Annotated in this window: 3 protein-coding genes and 1 pseudogene; all 4 read right to left on the reverse strand. The window is 54.9% G+C overall.

The genetic code is table 11. The annotated features are described in order from the left end of the window. Positions 1-120 precede the first annotated feature (120 nt). Positions 121-285 (reverse strand): hypothetical protein, encoded by a 165-nt coding sequence (locus tag C7445_RS14750; RefSeq protein WP_166669184.1) that lies wholly within the window; start codon positions 283-285, stop codon positions 121-123. A 14-nt stretch (positions 286-299) separates the two neighbouring features. After that, the gene (locus C7445_RS14755; protein ID WP_166669185.1) at positions 300-464 is read right to left on the reverse strand and encodes a hypothetical protein; all 165 of its coding nucleotides are present in this window, start codon (positions 462-464) and stop codon (positions 300-302) included. Positions 465-537: 73 nt separating this feature from the next. Further along, positions 538-1,383 (reverse strand): hypothetical protein, encoded by an 846-nt coding sequence (locus tag C7445_RS14350; protein ID WP_134161400.1) that lies wholly within the window; start codon positions 1,381-1,383, stop codon positions 538-540. A 15-nt stretch (positions 1,384-1,398) separates the two neighbouring features. Then, positions 1,399-1,620, reverse strand: a pseudogene (locus tag C7445_RS14355) (hypothetical protein); the annotation flags it as partial.

Genomic DNA, 1,620 nt, shown 5'->3' on the forward strand with positions numbered 1-1,620 from the left:
ACCGTGCGCCATTGATGACGTCCATATACGGCTGATAGTTCCAGGACAAAATAAAGAAGAACATGAGCGCGAAGATAATGGCGCTCCTCATACATAACCACCTCCCCTAAAACACCCTCATTAGCCCCCCGATACTTGACCTTGTGCCGACGTGATTTGCTGTTGCGTAAACGACTGTACAGTTGACTGCTGCGACGAGCTCCACGTGTTCATCGCGACTGTGCCGACGACACCACCAATCAAGACCAGAAGTGCAACAACAACACCGACAATTGGAGAGTTCAATGTGTCATCCCCCTTTAGGAATTCGAGCGAGACGCGAGATTCGCAGTCGACGTGTTCGTGAGGGTCGACACACCGGTTTGTCCGACTTGCGCGAGTTCCTGCTTACCGAACCTCACGTTCGTCACCGCCAAGCCGATAACGATTACCATCACGAGCAACCCGATGATGATCTGCCGCATTCTCTGCGCCTCCTCCTATACTTCACGATACAGACCAAAACCCTGATTTTCGCGCCAAGTTTAGGCCAATGTTTCAGCCACCGACACTCGCTCGCATAAGCGCACCGGAGTAGATTTGAATGATTACCATGAGGTCGAAGCTCGTCGCCCCAAGTCCGAGCATGGTGAGTGCCGTCGCCAAGATGGAGCGCGTGTTCAGGTGCGCCCGGAAGGCGGCGATGCGGTCGGCTCGAAAGCGCTCCAAGTTCGTTTGCAGGACATCGAGCGCCACGGCGACGCCTGCTTCCTCGATCTCGACGAGCATGTGTGCCAGTGCTTTCGCTTGGGACGTTCCGACTTCCTCACCGAAGCGCTGGAGTGCGGCTGCGGGATCGTCAACCCAATCATGTAGACATCGCTCCAACAATGGACGTAAGACTGGCACACGATGAAGTTGTCGACGTATCATGTCGTACACCCCGATTGACCGGGTGTGAAACGCCACGGCCTCTTGCAGTAGCAGGCGGTAGAGTAAATACACTGCCTTGTCCCGTTCCAACGCCGCCTGCTTTTGCAGGGCTAAAAAGCCGTAGTGCATCGGAAATGGCTGACGATATTCAAGTCCAAACCATACGACGAGCGGAAACAGCATCGGCAACATCCGTCCGTGAAGAAGCCCCACGACTCCCATGAGCAAGAAAACAAGCGTCAACCCGATTCGCAGGTAGTGGTACTGATACGCCTTGAGCGTGAGGCCACTTTTCCGTAGCAACGAGACGAGCTGTTCGTCTTCGAGCCGTTTGCGCACCCGCATCTTTGTGCCGTACCACCCTGCCGCAATCCGCGCGCGTGTCCGTATGCCGACATACTCACCCTGTCCAGCCCCCATGACCAACAAAACGCTTGGAATGAGCCCCAAGGCCAAAATCACATAGCCCATGCCGTTGTCCCCCCTTCAGATGTCCTGTTTCGGTCTGTAGAACGTAATCCCGATGATGAACGACCCAAGCGTGGCCAGAAGCGTCAAGAGAAACCACGTAAAGCCTGTCGGGCTCGCGAACTGATACCGAAAGATGTTCCGCGACACAAAAAGATAGAAGAGCACCATCATGACTGGCCACATCAGAAATGGCACGCACGAAATGAGGAGCGTGTCCATCCGTGCCAGGTTCTGTGA

Origin of the sequence: Alicyclobacillus sacchari, from assembly GCF_004366795.1 — a bacterium.
Taxonomy (GTDB): domain Bacteria; phylum Bacillota; class Bacilli; order Alicyclobacillales; family Alicyclobacillaceae; genus Alicyclobacillus; species Alicyclobacillus sacchari.